The sequence below is a fragment of the Spirosoma pulveris genome, from assembly GCF_054781875.1.
The window spans coordinates 384,983-404,606 of the sequence record NZ_BAAGTO010000005.1; the positions used below are offsets into that span (position 1 = coordinate 384,983).

The window sequence follows — 19,624 nt, forward strand, 5'->3', positions numbered from 1 at the left end:
TCGCTCTTTCGCTCTTTATTTATGTCTCCCATCCGCCTTTCCGATTTAGCCTTTACTCTGGAAGCCGTCATTGACGAAGCCTTCGGGCAGAAATCCGTGTGGGTAGTGGCCGAAACGAGCGATATTAAAAATTACCCGGACCGGGGGTACTGTTTTCTGACGCTGGTTGAACGGGATACAACCGGCAATACGTCTGGCCGGGATACGCTGGCCAAGCTCGATGCCTGTATCTGGCGAAAGAACTACCACACAATCGGCGATTTTGAGCGGGCAACGGGGGTGGCTTTTGCCCGTAACATTCAGTTGTTGCTGCTGGTGTCCGTAAGTTTCAGCCCAGTATATGGGTTACGGCTCGAAATTCTTAAAATCGACCCGTCGTTTACCCTTGGCAATCTGGAACGCGAACGGCAGCAGGTACTCGACACGCTCGTTCAAAAACACCCCGAGTTGGTCTGGCTCGAAGCCGGGCAGTATATCACCGCGAACCAACTCCTCCCCCGTCCGTCGGTTATGCAACGCCTGGCGTTGATCACAGCGCCCAACTCAGACGGCTTGCGCGACTTTCGTCATGAGCTGGCGCAGAATCCTTTCGGTTATGACTTTGTCGTCGATGAATACCTGACCCAGGTACAGGGGCAGGGAGCCGAACGGGCCATTTGCAGTCAGCTGGAGCGAATCAGAACCAGCGAGTTGCCGTATGATGCCGTTGTTATTGTACGGGGCGGGGGCTCGCAGTTGGATTTTGGCTCATTCGATACGTTTTTAATGGGGCATACCGTAGCTGGTTTCCCAATTCCTGTTCTGGCGGGCATTGGCCACGAACGCAACGTCAGCATTACGGACTTACTTTGCCATCAAAGTGTAAAAACACCCACGAAAGCGGCAGTCTTCCTGGTTGAACATAACCGGCAATTTGAAGAAAACTGCCTGCTGCTGCGGGATCGGCTAGGCATTGTTACCCGCGAGGCCTTCCAAACGGCCCGTGAGGATCTTGACCGGGAAACGGAGCGGCTTCGGTTTGTTTCTCAGACCTACTTTAGAGCCTGTCATACGAACCTTACCGAGAAAGCGGTTACCCTGCGCCACCTCGACCCATCAAATGTACTGCGTCGTGGGTATGCGCTCCTGCTTCGCAATGGTCGAATACTGACCCAGACCGCCGATATTCAACCCAGTGAATTACTTCAGGTACAGATGTACGACGGAAGTATCAATGTTGTCGTTAGTGATTCGTAATTCGTTGCTATCGACAGACAACCCTTGACCAACTATGACTTATCAGGATGCCTATGATCAGCTGGCCACGCTGGTTGATGAAATTGAAAATGAGCAGGTTCCGCTGGATGAGCTGCCCGGAAAAATTCGATTGGCAAGCGAATTGATTATATTTTGTCAGGAACGGCTGCGCGCCATTGAAACGGAATATCAGGACGTTATAGAAAAGTTACCCAAGCGTTGAGATAAGGAATTAATTAATCCCCTGATATGAAACCTTTGCCAAACCTTGCCTAATTTTAGCCCGAGGGTAAAATCCCAAGGTGCTTAGTGTTGTTTTGGCTGTGTGTTTCTTGACAAGCACTGTTTTTTGCCTGATTGAGTCGTTGTCCTATGAATTTATTTGCTAATCTGACTAATGTTTTAAACTCGGAGGTTCTGTCTCGTATAGCAGTCTATATTGATGAGCCTATCGAAAAAACAAGCAAAGCCGTTGATGGCCTTGTGTATACGATTGTGGGGGGGTTAATGAAACGCACAACCAGTGAAATTGGCGTCAATCAGCTATTTAACCATATTCAAAAAGGCCGTTACGACGGTGCTTCTCTTGATAACCTGTCAACTGTTCTCCGTGACCCCACACACACGAACATGCTCATTACGCAGGGTAACGATGTGATCAGCCATCTACTGCCTGCGATGAAGAGTTCGATAGGCAGCATGATTTCAGGGTATGCCAACATTCGTAACTCGTCGGCTATTTCGCTGCTGGGTTTAACAACAACCATTGTTCTTCAGGTTCTTGGCAAACAGGTAAAAGAACAGAAACTAGATGCCGATGGGTTGGCAACTACCCTTTTTTCCGAGCGGGAGTCGTTTGTTAATATCGTACCGGAGTCCTTTATGCCTCAACTGGTCGATAAAGTAGGGCTTCATCAAATAGTTGCCGGTGCAGCCGGACCCGCCCGGCGCACACCAACCGAAGCGCCCACTAAGCCTGTTGCTGCAACAGCACCTGTCCGTCCGGCCATAACTTATGATGTTGCAGACGATTCGGATGGCGATAATGGAAAGCTGACAAAATGGGGAGTTGGCATACTGATCGCCCTGGCACTGGCTTTTGGGGGGTATTACCTCTACCAGAACACCCAGAAGTACTCGGATAAAGAAGGCGAAACTGCCGATCTCAGTACCGTTACCAGCGATACGATTCAGGCCGATACCGTAACCCGATCCCTGGCGGTGCCTAAAGAGCAGACAGCCGCATCAGCACCAAAATCGGCGACAACGGCGGTCGCAGCTCCTGCAGCTACGGCATCCGCAACAGCAGGGAGCTTAACCAGTGAAATGACGCCTTACCTTACCAATCCAACCTTACCCAAGGGACGGGTTTTTGCGCTGCCGGGTATTGCTTTTCAGCCAGGTTCGTTATCCATGACAGCCACGTCGCAGGCGTCTATCAACGAGTTATCGACCCTGTTAAAAACCTACCCTCAACTACAGATTCAATTAGTTGGTTACGCGAATGATGCACAGGGCGGTTTAACAAACAAAGGGCTGTCCTTCAAGCGCGTCAATTTAATCAAGCAACAGCTCGTTACATCGGGCATTAATTTTCAACGCGTTGATGCTATTGGGCGGGGAACGGGTGTTATGCGGAATGACACATCGCGGGTTCCCAAGCCATCCATGCGGAAAATTGTCATGCGGGTAGTTGTGAAATAATGCTCTTCTATAATCGACCGAAAAACAACAGGGCGGCCTACTGAGTGGGCCGCCCTGTTATTAGGAGTTTTCTGCCGGAAACTTCGTAAACACCTTACCGACAGCTTCATCAATCTGAGCGGGTGTGACGCCTTTTTTACCGAGCACACTGGATACCGCAGCATCCCAGACAAGGTTCTCTTTTCGCGCATCAACAATGTGTATGCTAAGCGTACCTTCCCGGTATGTACCCACCGGCACATCCTGACTCTGCCAGTGATAGCGGTATTGGCCGATATACCGGGGGGCTTCATAAATAGTTGTGGGGCGGGTTTGTGTTTTTTCGTTCACCACCCCGCCAATATTTACCAGCAAATCCGGCTGCCCGGCGGCACGATTGTCACCCACAGGCCGGTACCCCCGCTTCGTCAACTCAGTCGTAACAGCCCGTTTGACTTGCTCCATTGTGGAGCGGAACTCAATCGTTCCCGGCGCAGGATCAACCCGACTCGTATCCACAAACGCAAAGGTTCGGTAGGTGGTCCAGGGCGCAGCATTGTCGCGTTCGTTTCGCACAATGCGATAGGGCGAACAGGCTGTTACGCCCATTATCAACAGCAAAATAAACCCTTGTATCGTTTTCATAACATCGTGATCTGTACGTGTAAATAGAACGTTAACCAGACCTGTTTTGTGCCGGAAAATTTGGCTGTGGCTTGCAGACAAACAGGAAGTGGTCGAAACAACTTTCGCTGGTTGCAGTTCCTTAGGGGAAGTGTGTACTCACTAACCAACACTAGATCATGAATTCAGAAACAGGAAAAACTGCCCTGATTACCGGTGCCTCCAGTGGCATTGGTCAGGAACTTGCTAAACTCTTTGCACAGGATGGCTATAACTTGGTTTTAGTAGGCCGCAGCGACGAAAAACTCGACCGGCTGGGCGAAGTTTTCAAAAGCAACTACGGTACCGACCAGGTTACCGTCATAACGAAAGACCTTGCGCAGGAGGATGCCGCGCAGGACGTATACAACCAGGTTAAAGCAAAAGGCATTACCGTTAATGTGCTGGTCAACGATGCCGGAGTGGGTCTTTATGGCCTGTTCGCAACGGATACGGACTGGGAGCGGGAGAAGTCGATGATACACCTCAACGTGCTGTCGCTGACGCAGATGACCAAGCTGTTCCTGTACGACATGCTAACTCGTAACGAGGGTAAAATTCTGAATCTGGCTTCGCTCCTTTCCATTACCCCTTCGCCATTGATGGCGGTTTATGCCGGGACGAAAGCGTACGTTTACAATTTCACCCAGTCGTTGGTAAACGAGTTGAAAGACACGAACGTAAGCATCACGGCCCTGCTGCCAAACGCTACGGATACTGATTTCTTTAACAAGGCAAATGCCGAGAACACGAAAATAACCGACGAGCTGCAGGACCCCGTTATGGTGGCGAAAGCAGGTTACGATGCCCTCATGGCGGGTAAACCGAAAATTGTACCGGGCGGTCTGAAAAACAAGTCGTACGAAGTGATGGCGTATGTAGCCCCACAAGAGGCATTGGCGGCATTGATGCGCGATAAGATGTCGCAGAAGCCGGAGCCTGAAGAAAAGGAACCAATGATCTCACTTGCCTGGGGCGTTGGAATCGGGCTTGCTGTCATTGCAGGTATTGCTTTGACCATTGGCTACAAAAATGCCAGCCCTTACGATAAGGTACGGTATAAATACAAAGCCAAATCGGCGGGCGACGCCCTGTCCAACACGCTGTCGTCGGTGTTCGACAAAGTGGCCCATAGCGTCGTAGACGCCTACCAGACCACGAAAGGCAAAGCGGAGAAATTCGCGCAGAAAGAAGAGGAAATGCTGGAAGAAGCAACCGCCTAAGTAAGCCGGTCCCATGAATCAATTGACCCAATAAGCGCCTATACGAGCTTATTGGGTCTCCTCATTTCAGACTCGATATCTTATGAAAAAATCATCATTTTGGCGAATTGCCACCGCCGTGTTCGCCGTTGGCAGCATCATCTACACAACCACATCCAGCAGCCGGTCGCGGCAACAAAGCAAGTCCCGTCACAAGGCCGACCAAAGCGGATCAGAATACGAATACGATGTACCGGTAGAATACGAAGAGGTCTTCGAGAAAAACATGATCGTACCGGCTGGCTGGGCATTTGGGGTGGTCTGGTCGACAATCTATTCGGGCTTAGGGGCATTGATGGTTCATCAGGCACTGCCTTCACAGGAAAACAACCCGCGTTACCAGAAGGCGTTGCCCTGGTGGCTTGCCAGTTGGACGCTCAACGCCATTTTTGGTCGATTCTTTTCTCAGAATGACCCCCAAAGCATTATCATCTCCGATCTGACTACAAAGTTCAACTTGCCAGCCGCCATAGGTCTGCATCAGAGTCTGGAAATTGGTAAAACCGAGGTGTCGGGGCCAGAGAAATACCTCCGTATCCCGGTTAGTCTGTATGCGGGCTGGCTAACGGCAGCAACAGTTGTTGGTACGCCGAACACCATCCTGACGCTGAACGCCTGGGAGCCCGACGAAGAGCGCGATGAACCTGTTTCGGCAGGGATTCTGAGTGCCACCGCCGGGGCGGGTTACCTCATTGCCAACCGGCTTAATGACCCCTGGTATATGGTGCCTTTCGTTGCCGGGTTTGGCGGTATTGCCACACGGCAGTGGGAAAAGCAACCTGTTGTTGGCTGGACGGCGGCTATGCTGGCGGCTGCTTACGTTGGGCTACTGGCGTACTGGCTTCCTAAAGGTAAATTCCATGCCTATGACCACCACGCTGTTGACGACACCGAAGCTGAAGTAGTAAGCGGGCAGGTCGAAACCTGGGAGCCTCATCAGGCAGAAATAGCCCGGGAGCGAATGAAGCCCATAGAAGCTGAAGGGCTCGATTAATTATGAAGCCGTCCTGCAAAACAGGGCGGCTTTTTCATGTGTACTCCATAAAGCCAAGTGTCGGAGATGTCTTTTGAACTACCCTGATGAACACGGGCAACGGCCGATTGAACCGTTACGCCATTATTACCACTTTTAGTCTTTGGTCAAGCTAAAAAAAACGCCATAATGACGCAGAACAAGCTGGAATCAACCTTTTTTCGGCCAAATTGTCCGCAAAACCAGCCCGGTATGTGATTTGTTATTAGCTAGTGAGACAGTCAATAACCCAATCGCAACAGCGAACAACCTAACTACCCTCATGGACTTCAAGAATTACACCATAAAAGCACAGGAGGTCGTGCAGAAGGCATCGGAGATTGCCCTCGGCAACGGCCAGCAAGCCATTGAAACAGGACACCTGCTCCAGGCGATTCTGTCGGAAGATGAAAACGTTGTCGGTTTCATCGCTAAAAAGACCGGCGTTAACTTACAGAATACGACGGCAGCTTTACAGGCTATTCTGACCACGTATCCAAAAGTGTCGGGGGGACAACAGAATGGTGTCTATTTAAGCAACGATACAGCCGCTGCCTTTGCCAAAGCAACCAGCTATACTAAAGAATTCGGCGACGAATTTGTGAGCGTCGAGTTGATGTTGCTGGGACTAATGAGTGGTAAAGACCAAATTGCAACGTTATTGAAAGATGCCGGTTTCAATGAGAAACAGACGAAAGCGGCTATCAATGAACTTAGAAAAGGAAATTCGGTGAAAGACCAGAACGCAGAAGCAAAATACCAATCTTTGGAGCGGTACAGCATTAACCTGAATGAACGCGCCCAGACGGGTAAGATCGACCCCGTAATTGGCCGCGACGAAGAAATTCGCCGGGTGCTGCAAATCCTGAGCCGCCGTACCAAAAATAACCCGATCCTGCTCGGTGAGCCGGGCGTCGGTAAAACCGCCATTGTAGAAGGACTCGCTCAGCGTATCGTATCGGGCGACGTTCCGGAAAACCTTAAATCCAAAACCATCGTCTCGCTCGACATGGGTCTGCTCATTGCGGGTGCCAAGTATAAAGGCGAGTTCGAGGAACGTCTGAAAGCCGTTATCAAAGAAGTGACAGATTCCGATGGCGAGATCATTCTCTTTATCGACGAGATCCACACGCTCGTTGGGGCAGGGGCCGGTGGCGAAGGCGCTATGGATGCCGCCAACCTGCTGAAACCAGCCCTGTCGCGTGGCGAACTGCACACCATTGGCGCCACCACGCTGAAGGAGTACCAGAAATACATCGAGAAAGATAAAGCCCTTGAACGTCGTTTCCAGGCCGTTGTCGTTGACGAACCCGATATGGCCGATGCCATATCGATTCTTCGCGGGATCAAGGATAAATACGAACTCCACCACGGTGTTCGGATTAAAGACGATGCCGTCATTGCAGCCGTTGAACTCTCGACCCGGTACATCACCGACCGTTTTTTACCCGACAAAGCCATCGACCTGATGGACGAGGCAGCCGCCAAACTCCGTCTCGAAATGGATTCGGTACCCGAAGAACTTGATGAGCTGAATCGTCGGATCATGCAGTTGGAGATTGAACGGGAAGCTATCCGTCGCGAAAACGACAAGGAAAAGGAAACCGTGCTCAACAAGCAGATCGAGGACCTGAGTGAACAACGGAATGATCTGAAAGCCCGGTGGGAAACCGAGAAAGCATCGGTCAACGAAGGACGGACGCTGAAAGAGCAACTCGATCAGTTACGCTTTGAAGCCGAACAGGCCGAACGCGCCGGTGACTACGGCAAAGTAGCCGAAATTCGCTACGGTCGTATTCCCGAAATCGAGAACAAGCTGAATTCGCTCTCGAAAGAAGGACATGATAGCGATTCGTCGGACCGGATGATGCAGGAAGAAGTGACGGCCGAGGATATTGCTGAAGTGGTTGCCAAGTGGACCGGCATCCCCGTATCAAAAATGCTCCAAAGCGACCGCGAGAAACTGCTCAATCTGGAAAAAGAACTGGGCAAACGCGTAGCCGGACAGGCAGAAGCCATTGAAGTTGTGGCCGATGCCGTTCGTCGGAGCCGGGCCGGTATGCAGGACCCCAAACGGCCAATCGGTTCGTTTATCTTCCTCGGCACAACCGGTGTCGGTAAGACTGAAGTAGCCCGGACGCTGGCCGAATACCTGTTCAACGATGAGAACGCGCTGGTCCGTATCGATATGTCGGAGTACCAGGAACGCCACGCCGTCAGTCGGCTGATTGGTGCCCCTCCGGGCTATGTAGGTTATGACGAAGGCGGTCAGCTGACCGAAGCCGTTCGCCGGAAGCCCTACTCGGTGGTGCTCCTCGACGAGATTGAAAAAGCGCACCCAGATGTCTGGAACATTCTGCTCCAAGTGCTCGACGAAGGCCGCCTGACCGACAACAAAGGCCGTGTGGCTAACTTCAAAAACACGATCATCATCATGACCTCGAACATCGGCAGCCACCTGATTCAGGAGAAGTTTGCTGAAGATGAAGGCTGGAACCACACGCTGGTGCTGGAAGAAGCCAAATCGGCGGTGATGGAGTTGCTGAAACAAACCATCCGCCCCGAGTTCCTGAACCGGATTGATGAAATTGTGATGTTCGAGCCGCTGACCAAAGCCAACATCCGCAAGATTGTCGACATTCAATTCCGTCAGATCAAGCAGCGACTGGCCGAGAACGGCATCCAGCTCGATGCGACCGACGAAGCGCTCAACAAACTTGGCGAGGAAGGGTTCGACCCGCAGTTTGGTGCCCGCCCGCTGAAACGGGTTCTCCAGCGCCGAATCCTCAACGAGTTGTCGAAGAGTATCCTCTCGGGCGAGGTTAAGAAAGACTCCGTTGTGCTGATGGAGTTGAACCACGACGGCGAGATTGCCTTCACCAACCTGGACGCTGAGATTGAATTGTAAGTAATTGACAGATAGATAGGAAAGCCCGGTCGCTGCGAAGTGGCCGGGCTTTCTGGTTTTTGGCGTTGTTTGATGGCGGCTGGTTTGAGGACTAGCCACCAAATAACCTCTTATCCCCTCACAGCTTTAGAATCCGTTTCGATACTACACGACTACCAACATACACATGCAGCACATACGTACCGGCAGGATATGTACCAATATTTATGGTTAAGCATTCGTTGGTTGCTTCCCGTTGCATCATTAGTGTCCCTGTTTCGGTAGTTAGACGTAGCGTTGCTGACTTCTTCGGCGAGAGCCCCGGTATCTGAACCGTCAGGGTAGCCGCTGTCGGAACCGGATAAATGACCAGAGCCTCCAGGGGTTCCTCTATGGCCAGCAACGGTATAACCGCCACCACAACAGCACTTCCGGCAAGTACACCATCTCCACAGCCATTGCTAACGCGGGTTAAGTGATAGGCCGTTGATTGTACTGGTTTGACCGATAGCGTATAGGAGGAGACGCTGGTCTGAATCGTCTGCACGGTACCCGGCCCGGCCGCAGTACTATCCCGGTAAGCAAACGACCAGGGACCATCACCGGAGAGAGTGACCAACAGAGAGGCCGGTTGTCCCTGAAGAATCGTCTGGCTACCCGTTATCGTAGCTGTTGCCAGCGGGCGAACATCAACTTCCAGCGTTGCCCTGGGCCCTTCACATCCATTACCTGTCTGAGTAACAAAGTAGTTTATTTTTCCAGCCCGTTCAGTATTGACACTTGGAGCCACCGTTGTTCCGGCTCCGTTCGGACTACCGGTATACCAACGAAGGTTGAACCCGGTAGCCTGCAAGGCAGGAGGAACAGAATACTGACAGACAGTTAGCGACTGCACCTCCGGGGCCGCTGGAGCTGATTTGATAATTACGGGTACTTCACCACTGAAAACAACCGGGTTACTACTACTGATTCTGAGCCGGTAACGGGTGCCTGCGGCAAACGGCAGGGTCCCGCTAACAGCCGATACAGTATCGCCGATGGCACGTCCGAGGGTGGTTGGGTTCGTAAAACTCCCGGCTGCATCAGACAACTGAAGCGTAAATACATTGTCTTTCTCAAAAGACCCATTGGAGGCAAAAGGTACAACCAGTACACTCCCCGCACAAAAGCCCGTCCCGACACTGAGACTGCCTATTTTTATGGCCGCTGGCGAAACAGGAAAGACAACCTGAGCGTTATAAGCGGCCTTGCTGCCCTTCTTGAAGTAAGCGTTCTGTACATCATACAACGGGATCCACGTATAAACAGTGTCGGAATTGAGGACAGCTTTAACCAGGAAATTACAGTAGCGAATATGCCATGGGTAGTCTTTTGTATCCGGCTGATACGGGTTTGATGAAAACTGAAACCTGCCGTTATCCGTCGTTTTCGCTGTCAGGATGGGCGTGTTTGTAACAGAATAGGAAAACCAATTGACGGGATAGACCGTCAGGACCGTATTCTTGAGGGGTCGCCCCTGTGCATCAACCACCTGTATGCCCATTGTATCCGGAAAGGCATCGGTGATGTATTTTTCGCCTTCTACAGGCTGTCCGCCCGTAGTGTTCAACAGATTCGTCGTGTGTTCGTCCCAGGTTATGTTGCCATAGGGATAATTCATAATGGAGTTCACTGGCTCGAACGTTTCCAGATTGACCGGATTATTTTTCCCCTCCACCCGCAGCCCATATATGTCAATAGCGCCCCGTGCATGTCCAAACTCGTGGGTCAATCCGTCAGTAGCGGTCCCGGCAAACGGGCCGTCGAAATAGTTCCATGGCCAGCTGTGGTAGATGGTCCGGTATTCCCCATACCACCCTCCACCAATCTGGTTATCCGAAAAGCCATTAATAACGATACTGTAATCATACGCTGGCTGTGATCTAAAAACCACCTCCCCCACCGATCCACTGAATACATAGATTGAATCGGCCCGAAAGGCATAGATACCCTTAAACGCAGACGAGCTGTTGAAGTTTTTGTTGACGGTTGCTATCTGCTCCCTGACAATCTCCCCTATTGGCTTCGATAAGGTTTTCTCGTAATACGCTGCCGTTTGTTTTTCAACGGCCACGATCAGTCTAAAGGTCCATACCGGCTGGGCAAGAGCCGTTGCGGAAGCGAGTAAAACACTACTAAAAGCAAGTGCCAGTGAACGACAGACAGATGTATACATAGAGTAGGGTGCGGGATTTATTGGCCATCAGACGGCAAGATAAATCCCACACCCTACTTCCTGCATGACGGCTATCAGTCCGTCAATTGACCTTTCCTACCGCGCTAACCCGTCCCGTTTTGCGCGATCCCTTACACGTTGAGCCCGGCTCGCACTGTCGGGGTGAGTCGAGACGATGGCGGCTACTTTACCGCCCTGCCCACCACCACTCTGTTTAGCGAGCTTCTCGAACGAGGTAGCCAGCGCCATAACATTGTAGCCATTCTTTTTCAGGAAGTCGTAGCTATAATCATCAGCTTCGGTTTCCTGGTTACGACTGAATTTCGCCCCCAGCAGGTAATCGGCGGCAGCGCCCAGTTGCGAACGGGACAATTTCCCTATTGCGCCCGATGTTGATCCAAAGAGATTTCGGATGGCCGACCGATTGAGAGAGCTTTTCATGGCATCGCGCGAGTCGTGGTTGATCACGTGGCCAATTTCGTGTCCCATAATGGCTAACAACTCCTCATCGGTCATGATATCCATGAGGCCTTTAAATACCCGAACGCTACCATCGGCGGTGGCAAACGCATTCACATCGGGCACTTTATACACTTTATAATTAAGTGGTAGTCCGCCTATAGTTTTGTGCCGACTAACAATTTTGTTGAGCCGAAGGGTATAGGGGTCGTTGGCGGCAGCGACTGGATTTTTAGCATCCATCTCTTTGATCGACTCCCGCGACAGTTCGACGACCTGGGCATCTGATAAAGTAGCCGATGTAGCGGCCTGCATGAGCGCCTGCATCACGCTGGGGCTCGACTCTGACTGCGCCCGGCTTACTCCCGAAGCCAGGGTCAGCATCAAAAATAGACTCGTTATGTATTTCATACGTTGAATGGTTTAGCCATTCGCAGCAGGTTCATCTGCCAGCGAATGCATTCTATTGACTTTTTTTCGATTAAAAAGTTTAATCAGACAACTAAACGGGCCAAAGAACAGGGTACTTCTGAACGCTTATAGGTAAACCCTATCCGCTTAACGAGTACCATACAAGCAGATTTCGGTCAGGATTTGCCGGATGGGAATTTCATTGACAATTTTGCTGGCAGAAGGGAACCCTTCCTTGAACTACCAACCGTCAAACAACCTCATGAAAGAGCAATCCAGAAGAAACTTTGTTAAAAATACCGTTGCCGCCGGACTAACTGCGAGCTTACCAACTGTTGAAATCGCACCGAAAGAGATGTTCGTTCACCATGTTTTCTTTTATCTGAAAAACGCAGGCAACGAAGCCGATAAGGCAAAGCTGCTGGAAGGGCTGAATAAATTGGCGAAATGCCCGACAATCAAAATGGTACACATTGGTACGCCCGCCGGTACAACCCGCGATGTTATCGAACGCAAGTACACCTATTCATGGCTGTGTTTTTTCGATAGTGCCGCCGATGAAGAAGCCTATCAGAAGCACCCTATCCACGACGACTTCCGAAACAATTATGCCCATCTCTGGGAGAAAGTGGTCATTTACGATTCCATCGGACCGAAGCGGTAAGGGGCAGTAATAATATTAGGAGCGAGAAGTTAGGAGGATGACCGCACCGGCGGACCGGCATGTTTTTGCTGCCGGATGGCGCCTAACTCCTCACTCCTAATACTACTAATTTCTTCCCCTTGAGAAAGAGATGATTGCCCCGGTAAGGACCAGTCCGGCCATGACCAGATAAGCGTAATGCATGCCCAGCAGTTGGGCATTCGTTTGTTCGGGCGTTACACCATTTGCCAGCGCATATCGGTTCCGGGTGCTGTACCAGACGGCAGCTGCGAGGGCGATACCGACCACAAACCCCAGGTTACGCATAAAGGCAATCATGCTGCTGGCAATGCCGCGCTGATCCAGCGGAGCCGCATTAAGAGCGCTGCTGCTGTTGGGCGACTGAAACAGGCCAAACCCTAAGCTAACCAATGCACTCCGCCAGACAACATCCTGCCAATCCCAACTCGTATTCAGAAAGGAGAAAGCAAAATAGCCGCTGGCTGTAATCAGCAATCCGAAGCTCGACAACCAGCGCGTACTGACCCGACTGGACAAATAACCGCCCAGTGGTGCAACCACACTTAACGTCAGCGGCCCGGCCAACAGCACCAGCCCGGCCCGTTCCGGTGTTAATTTGAGGAGTTGTTGGAGAAAGAAGGGAATAACGAACAGATTTCCGCCTGACGCCAGAAAGCCGCAGAAAGCCGCCAGAATAGCCATCGTGAACGGCCGAACCCGAAACAGACTTAGCCGCAGCATAGGGTCGCTTACCCGCATCTCCCAGAAAAGGAACGCGACCAGCAGCATAGCCCCAATGGAGAGTAGCCCGATAACGAGTGGATTATCCCAGCCATAACGAGGCTCCGGGCCAAACTCAATAGCGGTGAGTAACGTCGTTACACCCACCAGAAAGAGCCCCGCTCCCACCAGATCAAAACGCTGATTGGTCACTTTAGGGCTTTCGGGTAGAATAGTCCAGGCTCGCCATATGGCGAGCAAACCAATGGGTACGTTTACAAAAAAGATACTCGCCCAGCCAAACTTACCCAGTAAAAGACCGCCAATAACGGGGCCGGCGCTGGAGCCCGCAGCCACGACCGAACCCATGAGTCCCATGGCCTGACCCCGCTCCTTCGAGGAGAACGCATCGCTGATAATAGCCGGTCCAATGGCATAAATCATGGATGCTCCCAGCCCCTGAACCACCCGAAACCCCACCAGCGACCATAAATTCCAGGCCAGCCCGCAAAGCAACGATCCGAAGACAAATACGCAAAAACCGGTAATGTATAGCTGCCGACGTCCTACCCAATCGGACAGCTTCCCCATAATGAGCAGGGTACTGGTTGTGGTGAGCAAATAGCACAGTACAATCCATTCGACACTATCGCCCGCATTCAGCTCCCGACGGATGGTGGGCAGGGCAATATTCACGATGCTGCTATCAAGGGTAGACATGAACGTGCCGAACATGACCGTACCCAGGATAATCCATTTGTTGGGCAACGATGACGTGGTCGCAGAAACGGGTGGTACAGACACAGAGAAATGGGTTAATTCGGAAACCTAACTGGTAGAATAAGCCGGTTGTTCAGGACAGAACAAAGGTACTCAATGTAAAAATGCCCATTCGGCAAGCAAATGGTTTTCGATTTCTTATCTTACTACGTTCATTCTTCAAGCTAATCATAATTCTCTAACCGCTTCGGCGGACCGACTGATGAAAACATCCCGACGAAGTTTTTTACGTAAGAGCAGCCAAAGCAGTTTAGCTCTTCTTTCCACAGGGGGCCTGACCGCCACATTGCTCGACCCGTTATCGCCCTCGACAACCCCAACAGCAAAAACGGTTGTCGCCATCAAGCCCGATCATGTGGTTAGGTCTCTACCCGAAAATATGGTTTGGGGCTATTTTGGCGCCGATGTGCCGCCAGTTTATAAAGTAAAAGACGGCGATGTGGTCGAAATTCAAACCGTCAACCCATCGGGGGTAAGCCGGACCAACCCCGAAGAGTTTTACACTAAAAATAACCTCCCCCTCGACCAGCACGCACAGGAGGTGATCGCCATCCTGAAAAACGTGAAGCCCGAACCATCGGGTATTCGGGGGCATATGTTGACCGGACCTGTTTACATCGACGGAGCGCAGCCCGGCGACACGCTCGAAATCCGTATTCTCGATTTAACCTTTCCGGCTCCCTTTGGCGTCAACAGCGTATGGCCCGGTGGGGGCGGCATTCCCGATGAAGTGAAAACCCGAGAGACCTTTGTGTATCGGTACGACACGAAACGAAAAGTAGCCCTTTTGAAAGAAGGTGTCGAGGTTCCGTTAAAGCCCTTTATGGGCGTTATGGCGCTGTCACCACCGGCCGAGATGGGTCGCCAGAGTTCGATACCCCCTAATTTTTTTGGCGGCAATCTGGATATTAAACACCTAACAAAGGGCACAACCCTGTTCTTACCTGTTTCTGTACCCGGCGGCTTATTTACCACCGGCGACGGACACGGAGCGCAAGGCAATGGCGAAGTAAGTGGCGTGGCCATCGAGACGGCCATCAACCTGACCGTCAAATTTATCGTTCACAAAGGAAAAACTTCGAAACAGCCCCGCGCCGAAACGCCCACGCACTTCATCGCCGTTGGCCTAGACAAGGACCTGAACAAAGCGATGAAAAATGCCCTTTCAGAAGCCTGTGCCTTTATACAGAATGAACTGGGTTTTACGTTCAACGAAGCCCTGTCCATTGCCAGCACTGCCGTCGACTTTGAGGTGAGTCAGGTGGTTGATCAGACGCTGGGGGTACATGCCATGATCCCAAAGTCCATTTTCACGAAGAAAAAATTTACGTTCTGGGCGTAATCAAACAACGTGAATAAACACAGAAACATAAAGAACATAGAAAGGTAGAATACGTTCTCTGTACTGTATGTTTCTGTGTTTATTCTTCTAAAGTTTTCAGCCCTTATATTTGAATTCCGCAAACGCCCTCTCCATGAACACGACAACCGTTGACCAGTTTTATCAGCAGCTTACCAGTGGTATCGGCCAGGATGTCCGGGAACTTCTGCCCGACGGAATCAACCGGGAGATTGGTCACTTCAATGTGTTCAGCATGGTGGAGCTAACCAAACGGCTTCAGAAAAATCCCGCTATGCCCTACAACCGGAGGGCGTATTACAAAATCAGCCTGATCAGCGGCCGAAATCGGGCAGAATATGCCGATAAGGTGATCGACATCGAGAAAAATGCGCTCCTGTTTGCCACACCCAAAGTCCCCTACCATTATGTGCCGCAGGATTCGAACCCGACCGGGCACTTTTGCATCTTCACCGACGCGTTTTTAATTCAAAGTAAGAGCGGAGTTGTTCTCGATGAACTGCCCATTTTCAAGCCGGGCGGCTACCCCGTTTTCCAGCTTACGGATGCGGACGACATTGGCTATATATTCCGCAAGATGGAGAAGGAGATGGCATCCGATTACGCCTACAAATACGACTTGCTGCGTAACTATGTTCTCGAACTAATTCATTACGGGCAAAAGCTCCAGCCAGCCACCTCACTCTATCCAACGCACACGGCTTCGGCCCGCGTTTCTTCCCTGTTCATCGAACTACTGGAACGGCAATTTCCCATTGAATCGCCACAGCAAAAGCTAAGTCTGCGTACGGCAAAGGACTATGCCGACCGGCTAGCCGTCCATGTGAACCACCTCAACAAAGTATTAAAGGAGAATACGGGCAAAACCACTACCGACATCATCAGCAGCCGAATTGTTCAGGAAGCCAAGATTTTGCTGAAACAGACCGACTGGAACGTGTCGGAGATAGCTTATAGCCTGGGGTTCGAAGAGGTGGCTCACTTCTCAAATTTCTTTAGAAAGCAGACGTCTCTTTCGCCGGTTGCCTTTCGGGCGTAAGACACCTGATTTGAATTTTGCAACGATCGGATTGATGTTCGCAAACACACTCCTCCCCTTCCAGCCGACCTTTGTTCCATCAAAAAACATAAACAACTGATGGAAAACATAGCAATGTCAACCCGCACAAAAATTGCCCTGGTTACGGGTGGAAGCCGGGGGTTAGGTAAGAACATGGCCCTGAGTCTGGCTAAAAAAGGAATCGATGTCATCCTGACCTATCACAGCAAACAGGACGAAGCAAAGGCCGTTGTTGCCCAGATTGAACAGATGGGACAGAAAGCGGCTGCCCTTCAACTGAATGCCGGCGACGTGAAGACCTTCGATACATTCCTGGGCCAATTGACCCATACACTTGCTTCTACTTTTGACACCGACCACTTCGACTTCCTGATCAACAATGCCGGAACAGCAGGCCGCACATCCATTGTCGAAACAACGGAGGAGGATTTTGACGATCTGATGAACATTCACCTGAAGGGTGTATTCTTCCTGACGCAGAAGTCACTGCCGCGGCTCAACGACGGGGGGCGCATCATCAATATTTCTACAGGTCTGGCTCGCTTTACAACACCTGGTGCGGCTGTCTATGCCACGATGAAAGGGGGCATCGAAACACTCACCATGTATCTGGCGAAGGAACTGGGGGGCCGGGGTATTGCGGTCAACACGGTAGCACCGGGAGCCATCGAGACGGATTTTGGCGGGGGCACCGTTCGGGACAATCCGGCCCTGAACAAGCACATTGCCGGCGTTACAGCGCTAGGCCGCGTAGGCCTTCCTGATGACATTGGCGGTGTGGTGGCCTTTCTCTGTACGGATGAAGCCCGCTGGATAAATGCCCAGCGTATTGAGGTTTCGGGTGGAATGAATTTATAGAAGATAAGAAAACGGATTTGCCCCAACGCCAGCTTGCAAGTACGAGCGAGGAGTTGGGGCAAATCTACATAACAGTGAGTCAGAACAGTTCCGCGATCACTTCGCCGTTACCTGCACCACATAGGTTCGGATTGTTTGCCCGTTGCCGGAAGCCGTCATGGGTCTGGTGGCAAAGGTAACGTTTGCCGTTCCCACGGTAACGCCTTTGATCTGAAAAACCGTTGGGCCGGCATTTGCCCGATTAAGCGTATCGACGGCAGGAGCCAGTTGACGCCGGGAAACTTCCACCACTTCCTGATTATCGGAAGTGCCGATCAACTCCGATCCGGCATCTCCGCGATTAGGCAGGGAGACTTCTTTGATCTCGCCTACCGATACCTGCATGCGTTTTTTCGCACCCGCATCCGACTGACCGCTACGGTTACAGGCGGCCAGGCCAAAAATGAATAAAGTAATAAAAAGTTGTGCCAGTAAAGGCCGGAAGCCAGTTTTATACACTGCCGATTGGTGGACGAACGTCGTTGAGGTAGCCATGCCTCCTATAACTGCCCGGCCGGGGTAACGGTTTTAAAAGCTTGCCAAAGGGGAGTATGTAGTACCGGTTGAAAAGCTCCCAATGTATTCGAACGTCAGTTTAGCTGTAATCCTGGCACAAGAATCATTTCGCTTTACGCTGATAAAAGACAAAGCCGTTTTCTTCGCCCGTTTTGCGAATATCAGGCAGTGAATCGAGCAGAGTTGGCTCTTCACTGGCTTTGCGAATGAACAGCACATCTTTATCGATCCGCCCGCGTAGCAGCCACTCATCATTGTAATAGTTTTTGTTTGTAACGGGTGGTTTCTGCGTGTAGAAATAAGGGCCGTAGCTATGGTAGCCATATGTTCTAACGTACACGTTCTGGCCCTGTGCCCGCTCGAAGAAGCGCATGGCCGCATCCTGCGAAATACCTTCGATCCGGCCAATGAAAAACCAGAGCGTCAGGGTGATAAAGACAGCCATTCCACCAAAAAGCGTTACGGCAGCACGTCCGGTTTCGCGTTGATTGAACAGCATGAAAGCCAGAACCAGAACAACAAGCAGCCATATTCCCGGTAGTACTTCCCAGCCCGTCCAGTGAACGTTGGCATTGAGATTGCCCTGAGTAAAAGCGTCCTGATCGGCATAGGCTTTCACAATATCCATATGATGGGCCAGTATGGGTAACCCTACAATAGCCACCACATAAACACCGCCTACGATAATCAGGCCCGCCCGCATCCAGTTGTTGAACCGAATTTTACGTTCTTCCAGTTGCGAGAGCGTCAGGGCGGCAAAGTAGGTCAGTGGGAAGTAGCAGAGTGAGGAATAGTGGACAATTTTAGACTGGACAATGCTGAACAGAACCAGCACCACCCAAAACAGGATCAGCATCCATTTCCGAAATTCACGCTGGTAATTGCGCTCAATGAACAGTGAGCCAAACGCCCGGATGCCAAAAATGGAGGCTGGAAAGCAGCCAACTAACAGAATGATGATGTGATAGGCCGGGAAACCCACATGGCCCGCATCGGGCGTGCTGAACAGTCGAAAATTATAGGCCAGGAATTTTTGCACCAGCGCCGGGCCGTGCAGATAAATATCGAGTCCGTACCACATCAACGACACGAACGAAGCCGCGATGGAAAACACCAGAAATTGCAGGGGTGAAATAAACCACCGAAATCGGCTCAGCATCCAGTAGACCAGCAGCACCAGGCAAACAATCAGGTAAGCCACGGGGCCCTTAGTGAGTATGCCCAGCCCCAGCACAAAGCCACCCAGCACAATATAGGACCATTCTGCTTTGGGTACGGTCATGGCTCCCCCCAGCCGCTCACGCTTCCAGGAAGCAAAAATCAGGTTAACCAGCCCGACGAAGATGAACAGATTGAAAAATGGGTCGATGATGCCGGACCGAAAATAAAGATGGGGCGTTACAGAGCCCAGATAAGCCAGCGCCCACAGCCAGCCGAAGCGATGGCCATGCAGTTTCTGTCCAAGATTATAAAGATAAACCAGCGTGATAATCCCACAAATAGCATTCGGCAACCGGGCCGCAAACTCACTGACGCCAAACAGGTTCATCATGGCCGATTGAAGCCAGAAAAACAGCGGTGGCTTTTCGTAGAACGGTTTGAAATCTATATGAACATGCAGATAATCACCGAGTGCGATCATTTCGCGGGCACATTCAGCAAAATTTATCTCGTCCCAGTCGAACAGGCGGACGCCCCCCAGAAACGGGATAAACAGCAAGGCCCCTATAACGACCAGTACGAACGAATAAAAGAGTTTTTGATTCATCAAGCCACGTAATAATATGCGTCAACTAATC

16 protein-coding genes are annotated in these 19,624 nt (G+C 51.2%); 10 read left to right on the forward strand and 6 right to left on the reverse strand.

Translation table 11 applies throughout. From position 1 onward, the window contains the following. Nucleotides 1-21 precede the first annotated feature (21 nt). From ACYVJM_RS19460 to ACYVJM_RS19470, 3 genes are all read left to right on the forward strand, one after another. Nucleotides 22-1,236, forward strand: coding sequence for an exodeoxyribonuclease VII large subunit (locus ACYVJM_RS19460; RefSeq protein WP_461149890.1), 1,215 nt, complete (start codon nt 22-24; stop codon nt 1,234-1,236). Between the two features lie 34 nt (nt 1,237-1,270). After that, a complete protein-coding gene (gene xseB, locus ACYVJM_RS19465; protein WP_097124217.1) occupies nt 1,271-1,459 on the forward strand; it encodes an exodeoxyribonuclease VII small subunit in 189 nt (62 codons plus the stop codon). Nucleotides 1,460-1,608: 149 nt separating this feature from the next. Then, on the forward strand, nt 1,609-2,940 hold the full coding sequence (locus ACYVJM_RS19470) for a DUF937 domain-containing protein (protein ID WP_461149891.1): 1,332 nt from the start codon (nt 1,609-1,611) through the stop codon (nt 2,938-2,940). Between the two features lie 60 nt (nt 2,941-3,000). Here ACYVJM_RS19470 and ACYVJM_RS19475 read toward each other — a convergent pair whose 3' ends face one another. Beyond that, complete coding sequence (locus ACYVJM_RS19475; protein ID WP_461149892.1) at nt 3,001-3,564, reverse strand: DUF4136 domain-containing protein; 564 nt, start codon at nt 3,562-3,564, stop codon at nt 3,001-3,003. A gap of 158 nt (nt 3,565-3,722) precedes the next feature. Between ACYVJM_RS19475 and ACYVJM_RS19480 the strand changes: the two genes are divergently transcribed. The 3 genes from ACYVJM_RS19480 to clpB all read left to right on the forward strand — a co-directional run bounded on the left by ACYVJM_RS19480 (nt 3,723) and on the right by clpB (nt 8,764). Beyond that, nucleotides 3,723-4,805 (forward strand): SDR family NAD(P)-dependent oxidoreductase, encoded by a 1,083-nt coding sequence (locus tag ACYVJM_RS19480; protein ID WP_461149893.1) that lies wholly within the window; start codon nt 3,723-3,725, stop codon nt 4,803-4,805. A gap of 82 nt (nt 4,806-4,887) precedes the next feature. Continuing rightward, the gene (locus tag ACYVJM_RS19485) at nt 4,888-5,838 is read left to right on the forward strand and encodes a TspO/MBR family protein (protein WP_461149894.1); all 951 of its coding nucleotides are present in this window, start codon (nt 4,888-4,890) and stop codon (nt 5,836-5,838) included. A gap of 301 nt (nt 5,839-6,139) precedes the next feature. Further along, nucleotides 6,140-8,764, forward strand: coding sequence for an ATP-dependent chaperone ClpB (clpB, locus tag ACYVJM_RS19490; protein WP_461149895.1), 2,625 nt, complete (start codon nt 6,140-6,142; stop codon nt 8,762-8,764). A gap of 118 nt (nt 8,765-8,882) precedes the next feature. Here clpB and ACYVJM_RS19495 read toward each other — a convergent pair whose 3' ends face one another. Together ACYVJM_RS19495 and ACYVJM_RS19500 are read right to left on the reverse strand one after the other, a co-directional pair. Next, complete coding sequence (locus ACYVJM_RS19495; RefSeq protein WP_461149896.1) at nt 8,883-10,958, reverse strand: T9SS type A sorting domain-containing protein; 2,076 nt, start codon at nt 10,956-10,958, stop codon at nt 8,883-8,885. 96 nt (nt 10,959-11,054) lie between these two features. Beyond that, entirely contained in the window at nt 11,055-11,828 is a 774-nt protein-coding gene (locus tag ACYVJM_RS19500) for a M48 family metallopeptidase (RefSeq protein WP_461149897.1), read from the reverse strand. A 262-nt stretch (nt 11,829-12,090) separates the two neighbouring features. Between ACYVJM_RS19500 and ACYVJM_RS19505 the strand changes: the two genes are divergently transcribed. Continuing rightward, nucleotides 12,091-12,492, forward strand: coding sequence for a Dabb family protein (locus ACYVJM_RS19505; protein ID WP_461149898.1), 402 nt, complete (start codon nt 12,091-12,093; stop codon nt 12,490-12,492). 105 nt (nt 12,493-12,597) lie between these two features. Here ACYVJM_RS19505 and ACYVJM_RS19510 read toward each other — a convergent pair whose 3' ends face one another. Continuing rightward, on the reverse strand, nt 12,598-14,016 hold the full coding sequence (locus ACYVJM_RS19510) for an MFS transporter (RefSeq protein ID WP_461149899.1): 1,419 nt from the start codon (nt 14,014-14,016) through the stop codon (nt 12,598-12,600). 178 nt (nt 14,017-14,194) lie between these two features. Here ACYVJM_RS19510 and ACYVJM_RS19515 point away from each other — a divergent pair, with 178 nt between their 5' ends. From ACYVJM_RS19515 to ACYVJM_RS19525, 3 genes are all read left to right on the forward strand, one after another. Then, nucleotides 14,195-15,334, forward strand: a complete 1,140-nt coding sequence (locus ACYVJM_RS19515; protein ID WP_461149900.1) for an acetamidase/formamidase family protein — start codon at nt 14,195-14,197, stop codon at nt 15,332-15,334. Between the two features lie 133 nt (nt 15,335-15,467). Further along, complete coding sequence (locus ACYVJM_RS19520) at nt 15,468-16,391, forward strand: helix-turn-helix domain-containing protein (RefSeq protein ID WP_461149901.1); 924 nt, start codon at nt 15,468-15,470, stop codon at nt 16,389-16,391. Nucleotides 16,392-16,505: 114 nt separating this feature from the next. Continuing rightward, on the forward strand, nt 16,506-17,270 hold the full coding sequence (locus tag ACYVJM_RS19525; protein WP_461149970.1) for an SDR family oxidoreductase: 765 nt from the start codon (nt 16,506-16,508) through the stop codon (nt 17,268-17,270). Between the two features lie 96 nt (nt 17,271-17,366). On the opposite strand, the gene ACYVJM_RS19530 is transcribed toward ACYVJM_RS19525, so the two are convergent. Beyond that, nucleotides 17,367-17,804 carry a hypothetical protein gene (locus ACYVJM_RS19530; RefSeq protein ID WP_461149902.1) on the reverse strand — a complete coding sequence of 146 codons (438 nt, stop codon included), beginning with the start codon at nt 17,802-17,804 and terminating at the stop codon, nt 17,367-17,369. A 124-nt stretch (nt 17,805-17,928) separates the two neighbouring features. Continuing rightward, nucleotides 17,929-19,593, reverse strand: coding sequence for an ArnT family glycosyltransferase (locus ACYVJM_RS19535; RefSeq protein ID WP_461149903.1), 1,665 nt, complete (start codon nt 19,591-19,593; stop codon nt 17,929-17,931). Nucleotides 19,594-19,624: the final 31 nt, after the last annotated feature.